This window comes from Mesorhizobium sp. M1307, assembly GCF_040318155.1.
In the GTDB taxonomy this organism is placed as follows: domain Bacteria; phylum Pseudomonadota; class Alphaproteobacteria; order Rhizobiales; family Rhizobiaceae; genus Mesorhizobium.
Genome location: NZ_JAMYLR010000001.1, coordinates 103814 through 124405, shown reverse-complemented (window position 1 = coordinate 124405; position 20592 = coordinate 103814). Strand labels below are relative to the sequence as shown.

The window sequence follows — 20592 nt, the reverse complement described above, 5'->3', positions numbered from 1 at the left end:
AATGTTTGCGCTCGGCTGAAACCCTGAAGCACTGCAAAGCGTATGGTATCATGTACCTTCAGGCAGCGATTTCTCAGGGACAACGGAGACAGGCCATGCGCCGCGCGTTTTTCGCATTCGCAGTCGTTCCATTCATTTTCGCATCCCAGGCCTTTGCTGGCGACGCCGAAGTCAAAGCGGCGCAGACGGTCATCGATGGGCAGTTGAGGGCCTTCATCGCCAATGACGGAATGACGGCCTACAGCTTTGCCGCACCGAATGTGAAACGCGTCTTTCCGACCGTCGATACCTTCATGAACATGGTGACAAAAGGCTATCCGCCGGTGCGCCAACCGCAGACCTACTCCTTCGGCAAGGTTCGCGAGACGAGCCCGACCTCGATCATCCAGCAAGTGCTGATCGTCGGCCCGGATGGCAAGGACTACGAGGCGGTCTACACGCTCGAACTACAGCCTGACGGCAGCTTTCGGATCACCGGCTGCAGCCTGCGTGCGTCCACGTCGCTCAGCACCTAAAGGGTTGTTTCAATCCTGTCGCCGATAGAGCGTCCAACTCAGGCCTGAAAACCCCCAATGCCTCGACGCATCGGCCCGTTCATACGCCAGAGCGCATGCGGCCGTCGGTTGGACATGTTCGGCTTGTTTGTCCACGTCCCCCTCGAGGACCAGCCAGGCGGGCCGTTCGGTGCACATCCCGTCGTCTGGAACCAGCAATGCCCGACGATCCATTCGCGCCGCAAAATAGTCGACGACAATGGGGGTGCGGAAATTGCCGTCGCTGGCATAGGTGGTTGCGCCGTTCCTGGTCATTTCATCGACGATAGCGGCGTAGGAGCCGCGTCCATATTGATAGAGCTGGAGCAGCGACGAAATGCTTCCACTCACCACGATCGCAAGCGCTCCCATCGCAAGTAGCCTTGCAGTCCCGCGAGCATCCAGGCCGCGGCCAATCATCTCGCCGGCCCAGAGCAGCAGCAATGTTCCGCTGATGATGAAATAGCGTGGGAACTCGAGGTTGGGCAGATGCGCCGCCGCCATGAGCAAAGGCAGTCCGATAATCCCGATCGCATGAAGGCTGGCTCGGCGACCGCGCCAGACACCGGCGGAGAGGCCGACAAGACAGCAGGCGGCAACGATGTAGGGCCCGTCGCCGAACCAGGGTGGCAGCCCGAACAGAGAGCGGATCATCCCGCCATAGCCCTGCGCGAAGGCGGCAATCGAGAACGGCGAAACACCACCGACACTGAAGCCGAACAGCCTGCAGCCGACAAACACGCCGACAGCCAGCGGCAGCACGGCAAGCAAGCCCGGCAGGAAGATCGACGCCAGGTCCGCAACGACACGGCCGACCTTCGCCGTACGCTGCCAGGCGAGCCAAGCGGTCCAGATTGCGAGGACCGCCACCATTCCGATCATGGTGAGATGGCACAGGAAGCCGAAAAGGATCGCCGCTGCCAAGGCCGCGCCAGACCACCGTCTATTGTCGAGCCGGCGCTCCAGAAAAACCACCGAAAGCAGCGTGAACAGCACAAGGCCGGCATAGCCGCGCGCCTCCGAGCCGTAATGGACCATTGGGTAGCTCACGGCAAACAACAGGCTTGTGGCGATCATCGCCTGTCGTCCGCGCGATGCGGCGCTCGCTGCCGCCGCAGCGATCGTGGCAACACCTAATGCTATCGACAGACCTCGCTGCATCAGCGGCGAAGCATCGGGGCCAATGAGATAGAGATAGACCGAGTTGAGGAAATGATTGTTGTCGTGATTGACGCGCCAGAATATCTGGTCGATCGAGGTCAGCGGCTCGATCAGCGCAAAGCTCCAGATCTCGTCCAGCCAAAGGTCGCCGCGCGCGCCAAGCGAGCGCAAGACCAGGCCGGTCACGGCGATCATCAGAGCGGCAAGCAACGACCCCGCCGTCCATTGCTGGACAGCCACGGAGGGCGAAGGTGCAGCGATGCCGTTCGTCCGCACCGGCGTGCCAGGAACTGAAACTTGCCCCGAAACGAACAGGTTCTTGATCCTCGCCCGATGTCGTCCGGCAATGCTTATTAGGCAGTCGTTTCAAAACAGTTCATGGCAGGGGCAACTCCTCCCTGGAGCCGGATTCCTGGCGGGCATGCCTACCGGACGGCGAGGTCACCGTTTGCCCATTGCTGCGCGATGATCTCGGCTTGTTCGGCGAACCTGCCAGCCTCGATCGCTTCACGAATGTCGCGCATCAGCTGCTGGTAATAGGACAGATTGTTCCAGGTCAGGAGCATCGCCCCAAGCGCCTCTTGCGAGCGCACCAGATGGTGCAAATAGGCCCGCGAATAGTCGCGTGCGGCCGGGCAGTCGCTTTCTTCATCGAGCGGACGCGGATCGTCGGCATGGCGGGCGTTGCGCAGATTGACCTTGCCGCGCCGTGTGTAGGCAAGGCCGTGGCGCCCTGCCCGCGTCGGCATCACGCAGTCGAACATGTCGATGCCGCGCGCCACCGACTTCAAAATGTCGTCCGGGGTGCCGACGCCCATCAGGTAGCGCGGCCGGTCAGCCGGCAGCTCCGGGCAAGTGATGTCGAGCATCTCCAGCATCACCGCTTGCGGCTCGCCGACAGCCAGCCCGCCGATCGCGTAGCCCTTCAGCTCCATTGCCTTCAGTGCCTGTGCCGAGCGCAGCCGCAGATCCGGCACGTCGCCGCCTTGCACAATGCCGAACATCGCCTTGCCGGGCTGCTCGCCGAATGCCGTCTTGCAACGCTCGGCCCAGCGCAACGACAACTCCATGGCACGCTCGATCTCGTTCTGCTTGGCCGGCAGAGCCGTGCATTCGTCGAGCTGCATCTGGATGTCGGAATCGAGCAGCCCCTGGATCTCTATCGAACGCTCCGGCGACATCTCGTAGGCGCCGCCGTCGATATGCGAACGGAAGGTAACGCCGTTCTCGGTCAGTTTCCGCAGCTTCGACAGCGACATCACCTGGAAGCCGCCGCTGTCGGTCAGGATTGGATGCGGCCAGCGGGCGAATTCATGCAGGCCGCCGAGCCGCGCCACGCGCTCGGCGCCGGGTCTTAGCATCAGGTGGTAGGTGTTGCCGAGGATAATGTCCGAGCCGACGCCGCGCACCTGATCCATATACATGGCCTTCACCGTGCCGCCGGTACCGACCGGCATGAAGGCAGGCGTGCGGATTTCCCCGCGCGGCATGGTGATTGCACCACGCCGCGCCCTGCCGTCGGTCGCCAGCACCTTGAAGGTGAATGCGTCAGTCATTGAATTCCCTAGCCATCGAACTCCTTGTCGAATACCGGCGCGTCCGGGGCCTGCTTGTCGAGTGATTGCCGGTAGCGGATGCAGCCGCGCATGAATTTCGGCCACGGCGGCACGGCAATCGCCGGCTCGGTCTTTTCGGGCAAAAGTGACCAGAGGTCGGGATGATGCCAGCACAGATCATGGCCGGTGGCGTCGCGGTGTTGGCGGATGCCAGCCCGCAGTTTCCTGACCTCGGCGATCAAGGCTTCCCGGTCGAAGGTTTCCAGGTCATCGTCCATCGGTATCCTCCCTGAACAGAAGACTTGCGTCTCCATAGGAATAAAACCTGTAGCGATTCTCGATGGCATGCGCATAGGCCGCCCGCATTGTCTGCAAACCGCAGAAGGCCGAAACCAGCATGAACAGCGTCGAACGCGGCAGATGGAAATTGGTCATCAGCATGTCTGCGGTCTTGAAACGATAGCCGGGCGTGATGAAGATGTCTGTCGGGCCTGACCATGCGGCCAGCCTGCCGTCCTCGCCGGCCGCGCTCTCCAATAAGCGCAGCGATGTCGTGCCGACAGCGATAATGCGCCCTCCTTTTGCTTTCGCCGCATTCAGCGCCTCGGCGGTTTCCGGGCTGACCGAACCGGTTTCGGCGTGCATCTTGTGGTCGGCGGTGTCGTCCGCCTTCACCGGCAGGAACGTACCGGCGCCGACATGCAGCGTGACGAAACGGCGCTCTATGCCCTTGGCGTCGAGCGTCGCAAACAGCTCCGGCGTGAAATGCAGCCCTGCCGTCGGCGCGGCGACCGCGCCCTCCTCCCTCGCATAAATGGTCTGATAATCGCTGCGGTCGCGTTCGTCGTCGTCACGCTTGGAGGCGATGTAGGGCGGCAGCGGGATGTGGCCGACAGCGTGCAGCGCCTCGTCGAGGAACGGACCTGACAGGTCGAAGCCGAGCAGCACCTCGCCGCCTTCCCCCTTCTCGATCACGGTCGCATCGAGTTGGCCGAGAAAGCAGGAATTGGCGTCATGACCGAAATGGATGCGATCGCCGGCGGCGATGCGCTTGCCCGGACGCATGAAGGCGAGCCACCGGTCGGGCGCCATCCGCATATGCAGCGTGGCTTCGACCTGCGCTGCTGCTTCGCCGCGCCGCCTGATGCCCTTCAATTGTGCCGGAATGACCTTGGTGTCGTTGAAGACCAGCACATCACCGGCCTTGAGCAGGGCCGGCAGGTCGCGCACCGTCCGGTCTTCGAGCCCCTCACCCGGCCTGACCACCAGCATCCTGGCACTGTCGCGCGGCTCGGCTGGGCGAAGCGCGATGCGCTCCTCCGGCAGATCGAAGTCGAAAAGGTCGACGCGCAAGAAATCCCCGCCTCAAGGTTCCGGGCAGGTCACCGCCCAGGCGCCGACACTGTCTATGCTCAGCGTACCGCCCATTGCGAAGCTGGACTGCTCGCTGGCCTTGACCAGCCGCAATCTGGCGACGATCGAGCTGAGGCCCTCATCAGTCAGATCGATCAGCATGCGCTCGTCGTCTTCGAATGCCTGTCCAACGATGACTTTCGTTGAGCCTGGCTGTCCGTCCGTGGTCCATGTCTTGCCACCGGCATCCAGCCACACACGCGCCACCGCAATGACGGCCGTGTGTCCCATCAAAACGTCAATCGATGCCGCGCCGCCGTCGGCGCTGCAGACGATCGATTCCGTCGCCAGCGCCGGAGTGGCCGCCGCGACGAGCACAAATGCGATGGCCGCGACAGCCCGGCCGGTCATTTCACGTCGGCCGCGACCTTGAGCGACACGATCTTGTCAGGATCCTGCACCGGTTCGCCGCGCTTGATCTTGTCGACGTTGTCCATGCCTTCGATGACCTGGCCCCATACCGTGTACTGGCGGTTGAGGAAGGCGGCATCGTCGAAGCAGATGAAGAACTGCGAATTGGCCGAGTTCGGGTTCTGCGAGCGCGCCATCGAGCAGGTGCCGCGGCCGTGGTTGGCGTTGGAGAACTCGGCCTTCAGGTCGGGTTTGTCGGAACCGCCAGTGCCGGCGCGCGATGGCGCGAAAGACGGCTTGTTGGAATTGCCGAACTTCACGTCGCCGGTCTGCGCCATGAAGCCGTCGATGACGCGGTGGAAGACCACGCCGTCATAGGCGCCTTCGCGCGCCAGCTCCTTGATACGGCCGACATGGCCGGGCGCCAGATCTGGAAACAATTCGATGACGACCTTGCCCTTGGTCGTGTCCATGATAAGCGCGTTCTCGCGGTCCTTGATTTCGGCCATGTCAGAAATATCCTTTTGAACAATTGGGGTTACTTGCCGTCCGCGGCGATGCGCACCTTGATCATGCGATCGGGGTCGGTCACCGTCCCGTTCTGCGCCTCGTCGCCTTTCTTGATGTGGTCCACCAGCTCCATGCCGCTGACGACATTGCCAACGATGGTGTACTGGCCATCGAGCGGCGGTGCCGGCGCGAACATGATGAAGAATTGCGAATTGGCGGAATTCGGATCGTCGGAGCGGGCCATGCCGACCACGCCGCGCTGGTAGTGCTCGGTGCTGGAGAATTCGGCCGGCAGGTCAGGAAGATCGGAGCCGCCGGTGCCGACAGCGTCGGCATTGAAGCCGCTCTTCATGTTGCCGAACCTGACGTCGCCGGTCTGCGCCATGAAGCCGTCAATGACGCGGTGAAAGGCGACGTTGTCGTAGGCGCCCTGGCGCACCAGCGTTTTGATCTGCGCGACGTGCTTCGGCGCAAGGTCGGGCCTCAGCGCGATGGTCACGTCGCCGTCCTTCAGCGTTACGATCATGGTGTTTTCCGGATCGGCGGCAAAGGCCGACACGGATGCGGTCACAAGACCGGCAAGCACGGCAAGCAAGAAGGCAAGCTTTTTCAGCTGCATGGGATCTTTCTCCGAATATCTTCGTTCATGCATGTCGTTACCCGAAGCCGGGTTCCACTTTTGGGTGACATGCATTTATTTCGCGAATTTGGCGGTGAGCGCGCCGGCCACGGCCGCCGGCACGAAGGGGCGGATGTCGCCTCCCATCGAAGCTATCTGGCGCACAAGTGTGGCGGTAATGGTGCGCACTGAAGGGCTGGCGGGCAGGAACACCGTCTGCAGCTCCGGCGCCATGGTCTCGTTCATGCCGGCCATCTGCATCTCATAGTCAAGATCGGTGCCGTCGCGCAGGCCGCGGATCATGATCGAGGCGCCATGCTTCCTGGCCGCATCGATGACCAACCCGTCGAAGGCGACTACTTTGATACGCGCACCGTCGCTGCCGAATTCCGCCTTCGCGGCCGTTTCGATCAGGCCAACCCGTTCCTCGAAGGAAAACAACGGCTTCTTGCCGGGATGGATGCCGATCGCCGCATAGATTGTATCCGCCACGGCCAGCGACGCCTTCAGCACGTCGAGATGGCCGTTGGTCAGCGGGTCGAAAGAGCCGGCATAAAGGGCGATGCGTTCGGTCATGGCAGGTGCTTCTAGCGAGCCTCTCCCCTAAAGGCAAATCCGATCGCCAGCCCGCCCCATGAACCTTTTGGCCGACGTGAACGACAGATGAATGTGCCGCTCGCAACAGCTTCACGCAGTGTTCACTAAGTTGCAGCTGCAGAAGATGAAACCAAACACCCATCTAATCGTTGTTAGGCGCAGGAGAACACGCACATGCTGATCTACATGCTCGCCACCGCAATGACCGTCGCCATGCTGATCGCTACCGCATTCGGGTTGCATCAGGAAGCACAGCGCGTCCGCGCCAAGGCCAATACCAAGCGGTTCGAAGGCTTCGGCAACCGCAAGCCTTATCGCCACTTCTAGATTGCGGGTGTCTTCACACGCCGGCCCATAGGGCTGGCGTCGTCGTGGCAAACTCACTCGAGGGATGTATCGGGCTCCCTACCTTCGGCATCGGCAACAGCGCCGCTTTCAGCATCGACACTCTCTTCGATCTCTTCATCCGCTTGCGGTTCTGAAATCCGCTCCACCGAAACGACCTTCTCGCCCTCTGCGGTATTGAAGATGGTAACGCCCTTGGTGGCGCGGCTGGCGAAACGAATGCCGTTGACCGGGACGCGGATGACGGTGCCGCCATCCGAAACCAGCATGATCTGATCGTCATTGCCGACCGGGAAGGTCGCCACCAAGCGGCCGATTTCGGCCGTTTTCGAGACGTCGGTGGCGCGAATACCCTTGCCGCCACGGCCAGTCAGGCGGAAATCGTAGGACGATGAACGCTTGCCGTAGCCATATTCCGTCACTGTCAACACGAACTGCTCGTGCGCCTTGAGGAACTCATAGCGGTCGTCGGAAAGCTCCGCCTCTTCGCCGACCTCTTCATTGGTGAGCTGGATTTCTTCCTCCTCGCCGGCCGCGATGTCAGCAGCGAGCCGGCGTTCGGCCACCACCCGCTTGAGGTAGGCGGCACGTTCCGCCGGCGGCGCATCGACATGCTCGATCACCGCCATCGAGATCACCCGGTCGCCATCGGCCATCGCAATGCCGCGCACGCCGACCGAATTGCGGCTCTGGAAGACGCGTACGTCGCTGACCGGAAAGCGGATGCACTGGCCGGAACTTGCCGTCAAAAGCACGTCGTCATTGTCGGTGCAGGTCTCGACGCCGAGGATCTCGTCGCCCTCCTCGTCCAGCTTCATGGCGATCTTGCCGTTGCGGTTGACCTGGACGAAGTCCGACAGCTTGTTGCGACGCACGGTGCCGCGCGTGGTGGCAAACATGACGTCGAGCTCGCCCCAACTCGTCTCATCCTCCGGCAGCGGCATGATCGTGGTGATGCGCTCGCCCTGTTCGAGCGGCAGCATATTGATCAGCGCCTTGCCGCGCGATTGCGGGTTGCCGATCGGCAGGCGCCAGACCTTTTCCTTGTAGACGATGCCGCGCGAGGAGAAGAACAGCACCGGCGTGTGCGTGTTGGCGACGAACAGCCGGGTGACGAAATCCTCTTCCTTGGTCGACATGCCGGAGCGGCCCTTGCCGCCGCGGCGCTGCGCCCGGTAGAGCGACAGCGGCACGCGCTTGATGTAGCCGGAATGGCTGACCGTGACGACCATGTCCTCGCGCTGGATCAGGTCCTCGTCTTCCATGTCCGCCCCGCCCTCGGCGAGCTCGGTGCGGCGCGGCGTGCCGAACTCGTCGCGCACGGCGATGAGCTCGTCCTTGACGATCTGCTGGACGCGGGCGCGGGACGAGAGGATGTCCAGGTAGTCCTTGATCTCGTCGCCGATCGTGTTCAGCTCGTCGGCGATCTCGTCGCGGCCGAGCGCGGTCAGGCGCTGCAGGCGCAGTTCGAGGATGGCGCGCGCCTGCTCCTCGGAGAGATTGTAGGTACCGTCCTCGTTGATGCGATGGCGCGGGTCGTCGATCAGAAGAATCAGCGATTCCACGTCGCCCGAAGGCCAGCGCCGCTCCATCAACTGCTCGCGCGCCGTCTGCGGGTCCGGAGCGCTGCGGATCAGCTTGATGACTTCATCGATGTTGGCAACAGCGATGGCAAGGCCGACCAGCACATGGGCGCGGTCGCGCGCCTTGCGCAGCAGGAATTTCGTGCGCCGGCTGATCACCTCCTCACGGAAGGCGACGAACGCCTTCAGCATGTCGGTCAGAGTCAGCAATTCCGGCTTGCCGCCGTTCAGTGCCACCATGTTGGCGCCGAAGGACGTCTGCAGCGGGGTGAAGCGGTAAAGCTGGTTGAGGATGACATCGGCGACCGCGTCGCGCTTCAGTTCGATGACGACGCGGTAGCCCTGGCGGTCGCTCTCGTCGCGAATGTCGGAAATGCCTTCGATGCGCTTGTCGCGCACCAGCTCGGCCATCTTCTCGATCATCGACGCCTTGTTCACCTGATAGGGAACCTCGGTGATGACGATCGATTCACGATCGTTGCCGCGCGCCTCGACGTTGACGCGGCCGCGCATGACGATGGAGCCGCGGCCGGTCGAATAGGCGCTGTAGATACCGGAGCGGCCGAGCACGATGCCGCCGGTCGGGAAATCCGGCCCCGGAATGATCTCCATCAGCGCCGGAAGGTCGATGGCCGGATTATCGATGAGGGCAATGGCGCCGTTGCAGACCTCGCCCAGATTGTGCGGCGGGATGTTGGTGGCCATGCCGACGGCGATACCGCCGGAGCCGTTGACCAACAGGTTCGGGAAGCGCGCCGGCAGGACTTTCGGTTCGCTGCCCGACGCATCGTAAGTGTCCTGGAAATCGACGGTGTCCTTGTCGATGTCTTCCAGCAACTCATGCGCGACCTTGGTCAGCCGCGATTCCGTGTAGCGCATCGCCGCCGGCGGATCGCCGTCGATCGAGCCGAAATTGCCCTGCCCGTCGATCAGCGGCACGCGCAGCGACCAATCCTGCGCCATGCGCACCAAAGCGTCGTAGATCGAGGCGTCGCCATGCGGATGGTATTTACCCATCACGTCGGCGACCGGGCGTGCCGATTTCACATATTTGCGGTTCCAGTGATAGCCGCTCTCATAGGCGGCGTAGAGGATGCGGCGATGCACCGGCTTGAGGCCATCGCGCACGTCCGGCAGCGCGCGGCTGACGATCACGCTCATGGCGTAATCGAGATAGGAGCGCTGCATCTCCTCGATGATGGATATCGGCTCGATGCCGGTGGGGCCGCCGTCGGCGCCGCGCGGTGTCTTTTGGTCGGTCAAATCGGATCACAATCTAATCAGGAATCACTTGGTGCTTATATAGGAAGCCGGCCCGAAACTCCAACAATCGTGGCAGTTTTCCAGTGTGGTTTTTAGCGGCAAATTCAAAAGGATAAACCAATTGCGACGATATGGCCGTCGCACCCTTTCACGGGCGTCGCCGGCGGGCGCGATAAGTACCCGGCGCCTCGCCCATCAGCCGCCGGAAACGGCGATTGAAGGTTGATAGATCGTTGAACCCCGCCGAAAAGGCAATCGCCGAAATCGCCTGATCCGACGTCCGCAGCCGCACGGCTGCCCTGTGCAGCCGCGCTCTCAGCAGGAACTGGTAGGGCGTCATGCCGGCAACGTGCCGGAAGGTGCGCAGGAAATGGTAAGGGCTGGTGGCGGTCTCGTCGGCGAGTTCGGCAAGCGAGATCGGCCGGTCGGCATCGACTTCGATGCGCCGCACCGCTTCGGCGACACGCTTCTGGTCACGGCGGCTCGGCGTCCGTCCCCGATCCGTAGCGCTGCAAGCCGCTGTTACCGCGGCACCGGCAATGCGCAGGGCGAGTTCCTCGAACGCGCCGGTGTCAGCCATCTCGCGCGCCGCCTCCGCTTCGGCAAGCAGCGGCACCAGCGCCGGCAAGGGCGGCAGGCGCGGCGTGCCGAAATCGAGCGTCCTCGTGCCCGGCACGTCGGCGACGATCCGCTCCATATAGGCCGGCCCGAAATGGAAGGAGAGGCAGCGGTCGCCGGCGCCATGCTCGTGACCGCATTCATAGCATGTGCCGGGATTGCCGAGCAGGAGCGCGCCCGGCGCCAGCATCGCCGTGCCCTCGCGCGTACGATAGCGGAAGGTGCCGTTGGTTACGGCGGCAACGCAGAAATCCCGATGCTCCTCCTCGAATGGCCTGTCGGCGGCGCTGGCGGTGCAGATGACATCCGACACCTGCCAGCCTCGGCCCGACGCCAGCCTGTGCGCGCTCGTCGTCATCGCCGAAACATAGCAACTTTTCCCAAGCGCAGAACCCCTGTCGGCCTCTATGCTTGCCGGTCTCCTGACAAGATGAGAGCGAAGCCATGTCCAATTCCTTTGCCAAGGCCCTGCACAGCGATGGGCCCGTACCGGCCCTTGCCGAGAAACTGAATCTTTATGGCCGCTTCGTCGGCGCCTGGACGTTCGACGCCACGCGCCATCTCGAGGACGGTCAGGTGCTGACCGGGCGCGGCGAAGTGCATTTCGGCTGGGTGCTCGAAGGCCGCGCGATCCAGGACGTATGGATCCTGCCTGCCCGTGACGCCGGCCCCTCGCCCTCGCTCGGCAAATGGACCTTCTATGGCACGACGTTGCGCGTCTACGATCCCGGCGTTGACGCCTGGCACATCTTCTGGAGCGATCCGCGCAATCAGTACTACAGCCGCCAGCTCGGCCGTGCCGAGGACGACACCATTATCCAGCAAGGCGCAGACGGCACCGGATCTGCTGTGCGCTGGAGCTTTTCGCGCATCACCGAACATTCGTTCCGCTGGCTGGGCGAACGCTCACAGGACGACGGCGCCACCTGGCGTCTCGAAGTCGAGTTTCTGGCGCGCCGGGCCGTCAGCCCCTGATCCGCACGGTTTCCACTGGCTCCGCTTTGCTCTACCAATCCCGTTATCCGGCTTTGCCGGCGGGGAGGGTCAGCATGCCGAGCTTCGACAGCCTGTTCAACGCCTTCGTCACCATACTGGTGACGATCGATCCGCCCGGCCTGGCGCCGCTCTTCCTCGCCGTGACCCGCGGCATGAACCGCGAGGAGCGCAACCAGGTCTCCGTGCGCGCCTCGGTCATCGCCTTCCTGGTAATGGCGTTGTTCGCAATCGCCGGCGCGTCGATCCTGTCAGTCTTCGGCATCACTCTGCCGGCCTTCCGCGTCGCCGGCGGCTTTCTGCTGTTCTTCATCGCCTTCGAAATGGTGTTCGAGCGCCGGCAGGACCGCAAGGAGAAGATCGGCGACGTCGCCATCACCAGGGACATGATCCACAACATCGCCGCCTTTCCGCTGGCGATCCCGCTTATTGCCGGTCCCGGCGCGATTTCGGCGACCGTCCTGCTCTCAAGCTCGTTTCAGGGTTTGGGCGCGCAGACAGCCCTTGTCGGCATCATCGCCATCTGCCTCGTCATCACCTACCTGGTGTTCGTGCTGTCAGAGCGCATCGACCGTATCCTCGGCCAAACCGGCCGTTCGATCCTGACAAGGCTGCTCGGCGTCATCCTGGCGGCGCTCGCCGTACAGTTCGTCGCCGACGGCATCAAGGCGCTGATGGCGACGTAGGAACAGCCCTACTTCGCTGTCGTTTCAATGACTTCGAAGTCGTGGGTAATCTCGGCAGTCTTGGCCATCATTGACGAGGCCGAGCAGTATTTGTCGATCGAAAGCCCAATCGCCCGCTTCACCTTGTCGTGTGATAGCGCCCGGCCCTTGACGACAAAATGCATGTGAATGCGGGTGAACACCCTGGGATCGGCTTCTGCACGGTCGGCATCGAGTTCGACCACGCAATCTTCGACCGCCTCGCGCCCCTTTTCGAGGATATGGACCACGTCATAGGCCGAGCAGCCGCCAGTGCCGATCAGCACCAGTTCCATTGGGCTCGGCCCCGGCGTCTTGCCCTCCGGCCCGAACGCAGTGCCTAGCACCAGCTTGTGCCCACTGGCGGACTCGCCAACGAAAGTGCGCTCCTCGACCCACTTGACCCTTGCCTTCACCTGATACGTCCTTTCACCGCTCAAACGCACAACGTCCCGAAAATCCAAGACAGATTTTCGGGACGCCATTTCGTGGCCAAGGTGCCGGCGCTTTTCGTCGCAAGGGCAGTCCGCCCCGAGAAATCAGAACGGGATTTCGTCGTCCAGCTCGCGCGACGAACCGCCGCCGCCGCCCTTGTTGGCGCCACCGCGATTGAAACTTTCGCCCGGGCCGGACTGGCCGAAATCGGAACCGCGGCTCGCACCACCACCGGCATAGTTGCCGACCTGGCCGCCGCCCTCGCCCCGCGCATCGAGCATCTGCAGCTCGCCGCGGAATTTCTGCAACACGATTTCGGTCGTATAGCGGTCATTGCCGGTCTGGTCCTGCCATTTGCGCGTCTGCAGCTGGCCCTCGACATAGACCTTCATGCCCTTCTTCAGATACTGCTCGGCCACCTTGGCGATCTGGTCGTTGAAGATCACGACATTGTGCCACTCGGTCTTTTCCTTGCGCTCTCCGGATGTCTTGTCGCGCCAGCTTTCCGACGTCGCGATGCGGATGTTGACGACCGGGTCACCCGAATTCAGGCGGCGGATTTCAGGGTCCGCCCCGAGGTTGCCCACCAGAATGACCTTGTTGACGCTACCCGCCATGATACTTCTCCGCGCTCATCCGAAACCGAATTTTTGTCGCCGCACCTTACAGGCTATGGACAATCCCTGCCTGCCGTCGCTGCCTTTTCCCACAAGGTTTTTGTTCTCTTTTCGTTCTATAGGAGAGGCCCTGCACTGTCAATAGTTGTCAGTAAGAAGTAGTGTCTTGGCGTCGAATTTCCACAGACCATGGGATCGAGGCGACCGCATGAAGATGGTCGAGCATGACGATCAGCCGCAAGAAGAATGGCGGACGGGAGTAAAGACCCGCATGCATGTCTCTGCCCGCAACGGCGCAACTCAACTTTGCATATTCGAACAGTGGGTCGAACCGGCGGTTGGCGCCCCGACACATTGGCACCCGGTCGAGGAAGTGCTTACCGTCATCGCTGGCAGGGCCGAGATGTGGATCGACGAAGAGCATCTCGTCTTGACTGCGGGACAGTCGCTTGTTGTCGCCGCGCACAGGCAACATGGCTTCCGAAACATCGGCTCCGAATTGCTTCACATCCATGCCGTGCTCGCGTCACCAGTTTTCGAGGCGACGTTCAAGGGATCCCCGGACATGGTGAGACGCTGGCTTCCGGCGAGTTTGTAAAACCTCGCCTGTCTTAAAAAACACCGCCTGTCTTAAAAAACACGGCTTGCCAAACAGATAAGTATTGACTTATGCTTTCGGCATGATCGAAGCAGACATTTTTCGGGCACTAGCGGATCCAACGCGTCGCGCCGTCTATGAGCGGCTCGCCGACGGCGAGATGACGGTGTCGGAACTGCGCACTGGCATACCGGTATCGCAGCCGGCGGTATCGCAACATCTCGCAGTGCTGCGCGGCGCCGGCCTCGTGGTCGAGCGCCGGGCCGGTCGCAACGCCTATTACCGCGTCGATCCGAAGGGGCTTGCGCCACTGCTCGGCTGGATCGAACGCTACCGTGCGTTCTGGCCAGAGCGCATCGAAAGGCTCAAGACGGTTTTGAAGGACATGGACCAATGACCAGCCGAGGCAAAGAACGCGCCGAAATGGCCGCAGACAAGATCGAGTTCGAGTGCGAGCTGCCCGAACCGCCGGAAAAGGTGTGGCGGGCGCTGACGGTGCCGGACCTGCTCGCGGCCTGGATGATGCCGAACGACATCAAGCCCGAAATCGGCAACCGCTTTGCCTTTAAAGCGCCGAATGCGCCGATCGAGTGCGAAATCCTCGACGCGGATCCCGGACGGCTGCTGCGCTATTCCTGGCGGGAGCGGCCGGCGCCCGGCGATACGCAGGTGCCGCCCGGCAGCCCCCTGGACAGCGCAATGAACGACAGCCCAGTGGACAGCATCGTCACCTTTACGCTCGACCGCACCGTTTCCGGCGGCACGCATCTGCGTATCGTCCATGATGGTTTTGCTCGGGCAGCAGTGCCGGAGATCGCGATGGCAGGCGCCGGTTGCCGGCTTTCCTTTGAAGCGCGCACTCCCAGGCACAAGCAGGTCGCCGCAAACACCCCGCGCCTCTTCCTGCGCGCGGCCTGAACGACAACAGTCAACGGAGACAACCGATGAGCGGCCTTGCCAATCTGGTGCCGATGGTGATCGAGCAGTCGAGCCGCGGCGAACGTGCCTTCGACATATTTTCGCGGCTGCTGCGCGAGCGCATCGTCTTCATCAACGGGGCGATCGACGACGGCACCTCGGCGCTGGTCTGCGCCCAGCTTCTGTCGTTGGAATCCGACAATCCCGACAAGGAGGTCTCGCTCTACATCAACTCGCCGGGCGGCGTGGTGACCAGCGGTTTCGCCATCTACGATACGATGCAGTATATCAGCTGCCCGGTCTCCACCGTTTGTATGGGCTTCGCCGCCTCCATGGCCTCGTTCCTTTTGATGGCCGGCACACCGGGGCGGCGCATCGCGCTACCCAACACTAGCATCGTGCTGCATCAGCCTCTCGGCGGCTTCCAGGGCCAAGCCTCCGACATCCAGCGCCATGCCGAGGGCATCCTTCGCACCAAGCGGCGCATGACCGATCTTTACGCCCACCATTGCGGCCGCACCTACGATGAAGTGGAACGCACGCTCGACCGAGACTTTTTCATGACCGCGCAGGAGGCCAAGGATTGGGGCCTCGTCGACCATGTTTTCGGTACTCGCAAACAGGCCGCGTGAGGCACCTTCCAACGGAACTGAGCGATATGAGCGCCGGCAACTTTCAGCGCCGTTGGTCTGGCTTCGGCGCTATCGCCGCACTATAGTCCGGTGATGATCGCGAACCGTTTATCCAGCGTGTTATGCCTTGCCGTCGCCACCGTTGCCGGCACGAACATGCTGGTGGGTATGGCACTTGCCCAAGATAATTCGACGTCTTCGCAAAAGGGCGCCCTGCCCGGTGTGACCAGCGATTATCGCATCGCCGAGCCAGCGCCGCAGCCTGAGCCTGACGACGTGGCTCCAGGCAACGGCAACGGCACCTTCAAGATTGGCGATACCGACGTTCGGATTTCCGGCAGCATCACCATCGATGTCGCTACCGGCGGGATCAGGCCCTCCAGCCGCTAAGTTCGCCTGGTGTGAACCACAAATATTGCGCTTCAAACGAACAGCCCCGCCATTGCTTTTGCAACTGACGGGGCTTCTTGGATCTGAAATCCAAATTGCCGGGAGTGTACTGCCGGCTTTTTATTTCGGATGCTTCGCGGCATTCAGCCGACGATCCGACTAGCAGTCTCTGATTTTATGGGGATCGGCAGGTCCGTTTGGCGGGCAGCGAAAACGCCTGACCCTGGCCACTTATACCTGCCGCGGCTCCAGCGACACGTGGAGCCTCAAGGAACAATCCGGTGGAGTCATGCCTCTGCTCTCCTTCTGTTCGTTGCGACTGTCGTCGAAGCGCTCATCGCATAACCCGCGGCGTCTCGCAGGCTAGCCCCAGGCCGCGAGGCCATCGAAAGACGGCCGGCTTCGTTGACAATTGGATTCTGCCCCCATGACGCGGGGACGTCAACCTTGAATAGCCGGGTTGCCGAAAAATGTGATCGCGAGACGCTTTGTGAAGCCGGCTGCGCGGGCAGCTTTTGTCAGGAGCGTGTTCGGCCTTTGTTCTTTCCGCTTGCCCGTTCGCGCGAAAGGCGGTTAAACGCTTTGGTCGAGAGTTGTGGCGTCTCTCGAAAAGGCGGCGAAATTACCTACATAGGGGATGGTCGGGAAAACCCGCCCATCCCACGAATTCCAGATTCTGAGGCGGCGACCGGCGATGGCCGACCATAAATATCTCTCCATTCGCGGGGCACGCGAACACAATCTGAAGAATGTCGATCTCGACCTGCCGCGTGACAGCCTGATCGTCATGACCGGCCTGTCGGGGTCGGGCAAGTCGTCGCTTGCCTTCGACACCATCTACGCCGAGGGCCAGCGCCGCTACGTCGAGAGCCTTTCGGCCTATGCACGGCAATTCCTCGAAATGATGCAGAAGCCTGACGTCGACCAGATCGACGGCCTGTCGCCGGCCATCTCCATCGAGCAGAAGACCACCTCGAAGAACCCACGTTCGACGGTCGGCACCGTCACCGAGATCTACGATTATATGCGGCTTTTGTTCGCCCGCGTCGGTGTACCCTATTCACCGGCCACCGGCCTGCCGATCGAGAGCCAGACGGTTTCGCAGATGGTCGACCGGGTGCTTGCTGTCGAGGAAGGCACCCGGCTGTTCATTCTGGCGCCGATGGTGCGCGGCCGCAAAGGCGAGTACCGCAAGGAACTGCTGGAGCTGCAGAAGAAGGGTTTTCAGCGCGTCAAAGTCGATGGCGTCTTCTATGAGATCGCCGACGTGCCGGCGCTGGACAAGAAGTACAAGCACGACATCGACGTCGTCGTCGACCGCATCGTCGTGCGCGGCGATCTGGCGACGCGGCTCGCCGATTCCATCGAGACCGCGCTGAAGCTGGCCGACGGGCTGGCAGTGGCGGAATTTGCCGACAAGCCGCTCGACGCCAGCCAGACCGGCGAGGATTCGGTCAACAAATCGAAGAACGAGACGCATGAACGCATGCTGTTCTCGGAAAAGTTCGCCTGCCCGGTATCCGGCTTCACCATTCCCGAGATCGAGCCCAGGCTATTCTCCTTCAACAATCCGTTCGGCGCCTGCCCGACCTGCGACGGGCTCGGCAGCCAACGCGCCATTGATGCCAGCCTGGTCGTGCCCGACGAGAATGTCTCGCTGCGCGCCGGCGCCGTCAGCCCTTGGGCGAAGTCGAGCTCGCCCTACTATGCGCAGACGTTGGAAGCGCTGGGCATTGCCTATGGCTTCAAGCTCGGCGACAAGTTCAAGGATTTGAGCGAGGAGGCAAAGCAAGCCGTCCTGCACGGCACCGGCGAGCGCGAAATCACCTTCCATTATGATGACGGTCTGCGCTCCTACAAAACGACGAAAACCTTCGAGGGCGTCATCCCCAATCTCGAGCGCCGCTGGAAGGAAACCGAATCCGCCTGGATGCGCGAGGAGATCGAGCGCTTCATGTCGGCCACGCCCTGCCCGGCCTGCCGCGGCTATCGGCTGAAGCCCGAGGCGCTCGCGGTCAAGATCGCCGGCAAGCACATTGGCGAGGTCACCGAGCTGTCCATCCGCAAGGCCGACCAGTGGTTCACCGATCTGCCCGCTTCGCTCAACGACAAGCAGAACGAGATTGCGGTGCGCGTGCTCAAGGAAATCCGCGAGCGGCTGCGCTTCCTCAACGATGTCGGTCTCGACTATCTGACGCTGTCGCGCAACTCCGGCACGTTGTCGGGCGGCGAGAGCCAGCGCATCCGGCTGGCTTCGCAGATCGGCTCCGGCCTGACCGGCGTGCTCTATGTGCTCGACGAGCCGTCGATCGGCCTGCACCAGCGCGACAATGCCCGCCTGCTCGACACGCTGAAGCATCTGCGCGACATCGGCAACACGGTCATCGTCGTCGAGCATGACGAGGACGCCATCCTGCATGCCGACTACGTCGTCGATATCGGCCCGGCGGCCGGCATTCATGGCGGCCACATCATCGCCCAGGGCACGCCGCAGCAGATCATGGCGACGCCCGCTTCGATCACCGGTAAATATCTGTCGGGCGAGCTCGAAGTGGCGACGCCGGCAGCGCGGCGTGAGGCCAAGAAGAACCGCCGGCTGAAGGTCGTCGGCGCGCGCGGCAACAATCTGAAGAACGTCACCGCCGAAATCCCGCTCGGCACCTTTACCGCCGTCACCGGCGTATCCGGCGGCGGCAAGTCGACCTTCCTGATCGAGACCTTGTTCAAGGCGGCGTCGCGCCGCATCATGGGCTCGCGCGAGCATCCGGCCGAGCACGACCGCATCGAGGGGCTCGAATTCCTCGACAAGGTCATCGATATCGACCAGTCGCCGATCGGGCGCACCCCGCGCTCCAACCCCGCCACCTACACCGGCGCCTTCACGCCGATCCGCGACTGGTTCGCCGGCCTGCCGGAGGCCAAGGCGCGCGGCTACCAGCCGGGCCGCTTCTCGTTCAACGTCAAGGGCGGCCGCTGCGAGGCTTGCCAGGGCGACGGCGTCATCAAGATCGAGATGCATTTCCTGCCCGACGTCTATGTCACCTGCGACGTCTGCCACGGCAAGCGCTACAACCGCGAGACGCTCGACGTCCTGTTCAAGGGCAAATCAATCGCCGACGTTCTCGACATGACGGTCGAGGAAGGCGTCGATTTCTTCGCCGCCGTGCCCGGTGTGCGCGACAAGCTGGAGACGCTGAAACGGGTCGGCCTCGGCTACATCCATGTTGGCCAGCAGGCAACGACTTTGTCGGGCGGCGAGGCGCAGCGCATCAAGCTTGCCAAGGAACTGTCGCGCAAAGCGACCGGCAAGACGCTCTACATTCTCGATGAGCCAACCACCGGCCTGCATTTCCACGACGTCGCCAAGCTGCTTGAAGTGCTGCACGAGCTGGTCGACCAGGGCAACACGGTCGTCGTCATCGAGCACAATCTAGAGGTGATCAAGACCGCTGACTGGGTGCTCGATCTTGGCCCCGAAGGTGGTGACGGCGGCGGCGAGCTGGTAGCGTCCGGCACGCCTGAGGACATCGGTCGCGAAAAACGCAGCTATACCGGGCAGTTCCTGAGGGAATTGCTGGAGCGGCGCCCCGGAGGCAAGCGCGAAGCGGCGGAGTGATGAGCACAGGAGAGAACGCGCCGGGGGAATTCGTCATTTGGCGGTTTTGACATGAAGTTTACGGCACTCTTTGCCCTCTATCCGCCGATGAAGTTTCACACGAATTTTCACTATGACGTCTATTGTGACACCATTGCTTATCTGTCGACGCCAAGGACAATGAACATCCTGGGCTCTGAGGGGCACCGGGGCAAATCGCTTCGCGTTTGGGTCGAGCAGTGTTCGGCCTCTACAAAACGCCGCTACTTTCAAGACCAATTTGTGTTCAACTCCGGCGATACTGTTTTGCGATTTGAATCAAGTTTCAATTTTCCTGGAAGGGCTGAATTCGATATTAAAAAAAGCGATGGAAGTGAAACATCGTATAGCGACGAAGAACTTAAAAGTATATGGGTATCTGTGATGCCATCTCTTCTCGATTTAGACGTTCAAACATACATCCTTTCGCTGAGCTTGGCATTCCCTGGCGGCTTCAATACCATGAAAAACGTCTGGTTAGTCGATGGAAGACGCCATCACCATTCATCATCATATGTTTCCGTAGTCAACGAATGGGTAGATTATATGGTAGAAAGTGGATTTCCGCCCGATCGTCAAATCAAACCAGAAGCAGCTCTTAATTGGGTTTGTACACAAAACGGCATGTTCTCCGGACGAAGCGATACGCCCGCTTCGAGGGCTTTGAACTACTTCACTAGGCTGTTCGTCAGAACTTTTCGCAATGACGAGATTTCTGATCTGGTTTGGGCTGTTGCGGCTTTGGAGGCGTTACTCGTTGATGCTGGCCGATCCTCGATCGGGCAGTTAAAGGGCAAGCTTGACGCTCTCTTTAGGGGACACGAAAAATGCGACTGGCTCCTCCAGTCCGCCGAGCAGATGTATAGCTATCGTTCAAAGATGATTCACGGGAATAGACAGATAAGATCTGCCTTTAGAGATGACGATGATCAGTCAAATCGACCTAGTGAGGAATATGACAGCCTTAGATTTGCGACAGGAATTTTGATCGTTCTTATACAGCGCCTCATCCGGAGCCACGCAACCAGATATGAATTTGAACTTCTTGCTAAGGAAGTACCTCCTAGAACGCTATGAAAACTGAAGGGTGTGAATGATGACCTTGACCCAACAAGCGGCATA

General features: G+C 61.6%; 23 protein-coding genes. 11 read left to right on the top strand and 12 right to left on the bottom strand.

All coding sequences use genetic code 11. From position 1 onward, the window contains the following. The first annotated feature begins 95 nt into the window (after nucleotides 1-95). Nucleotides 96-515, top strand: coding sequence for a DUF4864 domain-containing protein (locus tag NKH16_RS00565; RefSeq protein WP_352448776.1), 420 nt, complete (start codon nucleotides 96-98; stop codon nucleotides 513-515). Nucleotides 516-524: 9 nt separating this feature from the next. On the opposite strand, the gene NKH16_RS00560 is transcribed toward NKH16_RS00565, so the two are convergent. The 8 genes from NKH16_RS00560 to coaD all read right to left on the bottom strand — a co-directional run bounded on the left by NKH16_RS00560 (nucleotide 525) and on the right by coaD (nucleotide 6719). Beyond that, complete coding sequence (locus tag NKH16_RS00560; RefSeq protein ID WP_352448775.1) at nucleotides 525-1904, bottom strand: glycosyltransferase family protein; 1380 nt, start codon at nucleotides 1902-1904, stop codon at nucleotides 525-527. A gap of 215 nt (nucleotides 1905-2119) precedes the next feature. Further along, nucleotides 2120-3250, bottom strand: coding sequence for a tRNA guanosine(34) transglycosylase Tgt (tgt, locus tag NKH16_RS00555; protein WP_352742647.1), 1131 nt, complete (start codon nucleotides 3248-3250; stop codon nucleotides 2120-2122). Nucleotides 3251-3258: 8 nt separating this feature from the next. Beyond that, on the bottom strand, nucleotides 3259-3528 hold the full coding sequence (locus tag NKH16_RS00550) for a hypothetical protein (RefSeq protein ID WP_352448773.1): 270 nt from the start codon (nucleotides 3526-3528) through the stop codon (nucleotides 3259-3261). Continuing rightward, nucleotides 3518-4603, bottom strand: coding sequence for a tRNA preQ1(34) S-adenosylmethionine ribosyltransferase-isomerase QueA (gene queA, locus NKH16_RS00545; RefSeq protein WP_352742645.1), 1086 nt, complete (start codon nucleotides 4601-4603; stop codon nucleotides 3518-3520). The genes NKH16_RS00550 and queA overlap by 11 nt, the downstream gene beginning before the upstream one ends. Before the next feature lie 12 nt (nucleotides 4604-4615). Further along, nucleotides 4616-5014 carry a hypothetical protein gene (locus NKH16_RS00540; RefSeq protein WP_352742644.1) on the bottom strand — a complete coding sequence of 133 codons (399 nt, stop codon included), beginning with the start codon at nucleotides 5012-5014 and terminating at the stop codon, nucleotides 4616-4618. Further along, complete coding sequence (locus NKH16_RS00535; protein ID WP_254817363.1) at nucleotides 5011-5523, bottom strand: peptidylprolyl isomerase; 513 nt, start codon at nucleotides 5521-5523, stop codon at nucleotides 5011-5013. Before NKH16_RS00535 ends, NKH16_RS00540 begins: the two co-directional genes overlap by 4 nt. A 29-nt stretch (nucleotides 5524-5552) precedes the next feature. Then, on the bottom strand, nucleotides 5553-6143 hold the full coding sequence (locus NKH16_RS00530) for a peptidylprolyl isomerase (RefSeq protein ID WP_502894862.1): 591 nt from the start codon (nucleotides 6141-6143) through the stop codon (nucleotides 5553-5555). 75 nt (nucleotides 6144-6218) lie between these two features. Then, nucleotides 6219-6719, bottom strand: a complete 501-nt coding sequence (coaD, locus tag NKH16_RS00525) for a pantetheine-phosphate adenylyltransferase (protein WP_352448768.1) — start codon at nucleotides 6717-6719, stop codon at nucleotides 6219-6221. A 195-nt stretch (nucleotides 6720-6914) separates the two neighbouring features. Between coaD and NKH16_RS00520 the strand changes: the two genes are divergently transcribed. Then, entirely contained in the window at nucleotides 6915-7067 is a 153-nt protein-coding gene (locus NKH16_RS00520; RefSeq protein ID WP_352742642.1) for a hypothetical protein, read from the top strand. 53 nt (nucleotides 7068-7120) lie between these two features. On the opposite strand, the gene gyrA is transcribed toward NKH16_RS00520, so the two are convergent. Together gyrA and NKH16_RS00510 are read right to left on the bottom strand one after the other, a co-directional pair. Next, entirely contained in the window at nucleotides 7121-9931 is a 2811-nt protein-coding gene (gyrA, locus tag NKH16_RS00515) for a DNA gyrase subunit A (protein ID WP_352742640.1), read from the bottom strand. Nucleotides 9932-10079: 148 nt separating this feature from the next. Further along, on the bottom strand, nucleotides 10080-10907 hold the full coding sequence (locus NKH16_RS00510) for a helix-turn-helix transcriptional regulator (protein WP_352742638.1): 828 nt from the start codon (nucleotides 10905-10907) through the stop codon (nucleotides 10080-10082). A gap of 86 nt (nucleotides 10908-10993) precedes the next feature. Here NKH16_RS00510 and NKH16_RS00505 point away from each other — a divergent pair, with 86 nt between their 5' ends. Together NKH16_RS00505 and NKH16_RS00500 are read left to right on the top strand one after the other, a co-directional pair. Next, nucleotides 10994-11524 carry a hypothetical protein gene (locus NKH16_RS00505; RefSeq protein WP_352448764.1) on the top strand — a complete coding sequence of 177 codons (531 nt, stop codon included), beginning with the start codon at nucleotides 10994-10996 and terminating at the stop codon, nucleotides 11522-11524. Nucleotides 11525-11598: 74 nt separating this feature from the next. Next, nucleotides 11599-12228, top strand: a complete 630-nt coding sequence (locus tag NKH16_RS00500) for a MarC family protein (protein ID WP_023674869.1) — start codon at nucleotides 11599-11601, stop codon at nucleotides 12226-12228. An 8-nt stretch (nucleotides 12229-12236) separates the two neighbouring features. On the opposite strand, the gene NKH16_RS00495 is transcribed toward NKH16_RS00500, so the two are convergent. Continuing rightward, nucleotides 12237-12662 (bottom strand): OsmC family protein, encoded by a 426-nt coding sequence (locus tag NKH16_RS00495; protein WP_352448762.1) that lies wholly within the window; start codon nucleotides 12660-12662, stop codon nucleotides 12237-12239. Nucleotides 12663-12785: 123 nt separating this feature from the next. After that, nucleotides 12786-13298, bottom strand: a complete 513-nt coding sequence (locus NKH16_RS00490; RefSeq protein WP_352448761.1) for a single-stranded DNA-binding protein — start codon at nucleotides 13296-13298, stop codon at nucleotides 12786-12788. 208 nt (nucleotides 13299-13506) lie between these two features. Here NKH16_RS00490 and NKH16_RS00485 point away from each other — a divergent pair, with 208 nt between their 5' ends. The 7 genes from NKH16_RS00485 (at nucleotide 13507) to NKH16_RS00455 (ending at nucleotide 20547) form a co-directional block, all read left to right on the top strand. Continuing rightward, entirely contained in the window at nucleotides 13507-13896 is a 390-nt protein-coding gene (locus NKH16_RS00485) for a cupin domain-containing protein (protein WP_352448760.1), read from the top strand. 82 nt (nucleotides 13897-13978) lie between these two features. Then, a complete protein-coding gene (locus NKH16_RS00480; RefSeq protein WP_352448759.1) occupies nucleotides 13979-14293 on the top strand; it encodes an ArsR/SmtB family transcription factor in 315 nt (104 codons plus the stop codon). After that, nucleotides 14290-14814, top strand: coding sequence for an SRPBCC family protein (locus tag NKH16_RS00475; protein WP_352742635.1), 525 nt, complete (start codon nucleotides 14290-14292; stop codon nucleotides 14812-14814). Before NKH16_RS00480 ends, NKH16_RS00475 begins: the two co-directional genes overlap by 4 nt. Nucleotides 14815-14840: 26 nt before the next feature. Next, the gene (locus NKH16_RS00470; protein ID WP_352448757.1) at nucleotides 14841-15446 is read left to right on the top strand and encodes an ATP-dependent Clp protease proteolytic subunit; all 606 of its coding nucleotides are present in this window, start codon (nucleotides 14841-14843) and stop codon (nucleotides 15444-15446) included. A gap of 93 nt (nucleotides 15447-15539) precedes the next feature. Next, nucleotides 15540-15836 carry a hypothetical protein gene (locus NKH16_RS00465; RefSeq protein WP_352448962.1) on the top strand — a complete coding sequence of 99 codons (297 nt, stop codon included), beginning with the start codon at nucleotides 15540-15542 and terminating at the stop codon, nucleotides 15834-15836. A 694-nt stretch (nucleotides 15837-16530) separates the two neighbouring features. Then, complete coding sequence (gene uvrA / locus NKH16_RS00460; protein ID WP_352742633.1) at nucleotides 16531-19452, top strand: excinuclease ABC subunit UvrA; 2922 nt, start codon at nucleotides 16531-16533, stop codon at nucleotides 19450-19452. A 51-nt stretch (nucleotides 19453-19503) separates the two neighbouring features. Further along, on the top strand, nucleotides 19504-20547 hold the full coding sequence (locus NKH16_RS00455) for a hypothetical protein (RefSeq protein ID WP_352742631.1): 1044 nt from the start codon (nucleotides 19504-19506) through the stop codon (nucleotides 20545-20547). The last annotated feature ends 45 nt before the right edge of the window (nucleotides 20548-20592 follow it).